3 protein-coding genes are annotated in these 3,359 nt (G+C 63.3%); all 3 read right to left on the bottom strand.

Going from position 1 to position 3,359, the window contains the following annotated elements; genetic code table 11:
- Window positions 1-526, bottom strand: a 526-nt coding sequence (locus tag JWR14_RS18715) for a 5-deoxy-glucuronate isomerase (protein ID WP_299709671.1), incomplete at its 3' end; no start/stop codon positions are given.
- A gap of 54 nt (window positions 527-580) precedes the next feature.
- A complete protein-coding gene (locus JWR14_RS18710; RefSeq protein WP_299709670.1) occupies window positions 581-2,074 on the bottom strand; it encodes a mannitol dehydrogenase family protein in 1,494 nt (497 codons plus the stop codon).
- On the bottom strand, window positions 2,061-3,113 hold the full coding sequence (gene uxuA / locus JWR14_RS18705; RefSeq protein ID WP_299709673.1) for a mannonate dehydratase: 1,053 nt from the start codon (window positions 3,111-3,113) through the stop codon (window positions 2,061-2,063). Before uxuA ends, JWR14_RS18710 begins: the two co-directional genes overlap by 14 nt.
- Between the last annotated feature and the right edge of the window lie 246 nt (window positions 3,114-3,359).

Raw genomic sequence — 3,359 nt, 5'->3', positions numbered from 1 at the left:
CGGTATCATGCCGATGCGGCGGGTAGCTCGACCAGTTGCCCGCGGGCGTCACCGATTCCACCACCAGCAAGCTCTCCGCCGGCTCGGTTTCCGGCAGGATGTGGCGCACGTGACGCAGATTGGCGCCGGTGCCGCGGGTTTCCTGCTTGACCTCGTCAGGTGCAATGAAGCGCGGCGGCAGGCCGCCCTTTGCCGGCGCGGAGCAGATGCCGAGTTCGACGTCATCCGTGGCCACGATCGTGTAGCGCGTACGCGGCGGCACGTACATAGACCACGGCGCGCCATCGAACGGCGACATCCGTGCGCCGATCACGCGGCTCGCGAGCCCTTCGCAACCGGCTATTGCGTGCCCCTTGACGAGCACGACCACGACTTCTCGATCGCCTGTTTCCTGCGTGAGCGTGGCGCCGGCCTTCAAGTCGAAAACATCGAAGCCGACGTATTTCCAGCCGGCGCTCGCCGGCGTGATATGGATGATATGGCCGTCTTCGGCATGCTTCGACGGTTTGACGAGCAGGTCGCTCATGTCTTTCTCCAGTTATTAGGGCTACTACTTCGCAGAACGCGGCGGTCGCTGCGGCTACGAGCATGGCCGTGAAGCGGTGCAAGCGTCCATCGCTTTGACGACGCCTTGTGCGCGAATCGCCGCCAGATGGCGAGCGACTTGCGCGACGAAGCGCGTCTGTGTGCGCAGATCGCATCCGAAAATCGACTCGATCTCGAACGCAGCTCGCACCGCAGCGCTTGCATCCGCGTGCGAAGTCGCGCGAACCGTTTTGGTCAAAGTCTCGGCGAGCGGATCGGCAATCGTGTAGGTACGGCCCGTCTCGTCCTGACCACCGAGGTACGCGATCCAGCCGGCCAACGCAAACGCGAGACGCTCGGTCGGCGCGCCGCTTTTCAGGTTGTCGCGCACGCTTTCCAGCCAGCGCTGCGGCAGTTTCTGCGAGCCGTCGGTCGCGATCTGTTGCAAGCGGTGATCGAGCGCGGTGTTGCGAAAACGCGTGAACAGTTCAGCGCGATAGGTGGCCAACGCGGGTCGCGATAGCGTCGGCTCCACCTCGTCGCGCAACATGCTTTCGACAAAATTCAGCACGGCCGGCGCGGCGATTGCCTGATCGACGGTGTCGAAGCCGATCAGCGACCCGAGGTACGCGAGTGCCGAATGCGCGCCGTTCAACATCCGCAATTTTGCTTGCTCATAGGGACGCGCGTCATCCACGAGCGTCGCGCCTGCGCGCTCCCACGCCGGCCGCGGTCCCGCGAAGCGGTCCTCGATCACCCATTGCGAAAACGGTTCGGTCATCACCGGCCAGGCATCCTTGGCACCAAGTTGCTTCGCTACACGCATGCGATCGGCGTCGGTGGTGAGCGGCACGATCCGATCCACCATCGTGTTGGGAAACGCGCCCTCTCGCTCGATCCAGTCAGCCAGCACAGTATCCGCTTCGCGCGCGAATGCCAGCGTTAACGCGCGCATAGTGTCGCCATTGGAGGGCAGGTTGTCGCACGACAGCACGGTAAACGGGCGCAAACCGGCCGCGCGGCGCAGCGCCAGCGCGCGCACGACGAAGCCGATCGCGCTACGCGGCGCGGCGGCCTCGCGCAGATCATGGGCAATGTCGGGATGATCAAACTGCAACGCGCCGCTGGCCGGATTTCGGCAATAGCCTTTCTCGGTGATCGTCAAGCTGACGATATGGCAGCGCGGATCGGTCATCGCATCGAGCACGGCGGCAGGCGACTGCGGCGCGACCAGCGAAGTGATGAGCGCACCGACCACATGGAACGAATCCGCGGTGCCGTCGCGCACATCCACGGCATACAGATGATCCTGCGGAGTGAGCGCTTCCGAGGTGTCCGCACGTCGCAACGACACGCCGACGATGCCCCAGCGGTAATCGCCAGCGCGCAACGTGTGCTCGGTGTACACGGCCTGGTGCGCGCGATGAAACGCCCCGAGGCCCAGATGGACGATGCCCGGTGCAAGCCTCGCGCGATTGTAGGCGGGAACGACGACTTCGCCAGCCGCACGCGTCGCGAGCGAAGCCACGGCGGCATTACTCAGGCGCATGATGGGCTGGATGTTTGGCGAGGCCTTCCCAGATGCCGTTCAGGTAGACCGCACCCAGCGCGCGGTCGAACAGCCCATAGCCGGCGCGGCCCGTTTCGCCCCAGATCATTCGCCCATGGTCCGGCCTTGCATAGCCTTCAAAGCCGGTCTCGAAATAGGCTTTGACGATTTCCGCCATGTCGAGTGAGCCGTCGGCCGAGCGATGCGAGGTCTCATGAAAATCGCCCGCCGCATTGGTTTGCACGTTACGCAGGTGTGCAAAATGAATCCGGCCACGCGCGCCGAACTCGCGCACCAGTGCCGGAATATCGTTCTGCTGGTCCGCGCCCAGCGAACCTGAACACAGCGTCAGGCCGTTGGCGGGATCGTCGACGATAGACAGCACGCGCTGCAGGTCCGCGCGATTCTTCACGATGCGCGGCAACCCGAAAATTGGCCGCGGCGGATCGTCAGGGTGGATCGCCATCTTGATGCCGGCTTCTTTGGCCACCGGAATGATCGCTCGCAGGAAGTAGTCGAGATTGGCCCAGAGACCGGCTTCGTCGAGCGCTTCATAGTCGCGCAGCAGGGCTCTCAAATGCTCGGGCTGATAGCTCGCGTCCCAGCCGGGCAGTTGAATACCCTGGCTGACGTCGAGCTCGCGGATCGCTTGCGTGTCGAACGCAAGCGTCGTCGAACCATCGGGCAACTGCATTTCCAGCGAGGTGCGGGTCCAGTCGAAAACCGGCATGAAGTTGTAGCAGACCACCTTCACGCCGCAGGCGCCGAGGTTACGCAGGGTCTGGCCGTAATTGGCGATGAGCGTGCCGCGTGTCGGTTTGCCGAGCTTGATGTCCTCGTGCACCGGCACGCTTTCGATTACTTCCAGCGTCAGGCCGTGAGCCTCTATCTTGTCCTTCAGCGACTGGATCCTGTTGATCGGCCATACCTCGCCCACAGGCACGTCATAGATCGCCGAGACGACCCCGACCATGCCGGGGATCTGGCGGATATAAGCGAGCGGCACGGGGTCCGTGTCGCCATACCAACGAAAGGTCATTCTCACGATCGAGTCTTCTCCTCGCACGCTCGCCTCGCCTTCGACGACGCAGGCAGCGCATCAATGAATGGTCGGGTCGGCCCTTCCGTATCGGCTCCAGCGCGGCGGCGCGGCGTCTGTCGGGTTCACGCGTAGGGCGCAGCCAGGAGTCTGCATACTAGCGACGATCGACATGCCTTTACAATGAAGAATAACGCTTCATCTATACGATTATGGAATACATGGGGCTTCAAAATTGCCGCCCGT

This window comes from Caballeronia sp. (assembly GCF_028292365.1).
In the GTDB taxonomy this organism is placed as follows: Bacteria; Pseudomonadota; Gammaproteobacteria; order Burkholderiales; family Burkholderiaceae; genus Caballeronia.
Note: the sequence above shows the minus strand (reverse complement) of the source record. Positions and strands in the feature narration are given on the sequence as shown.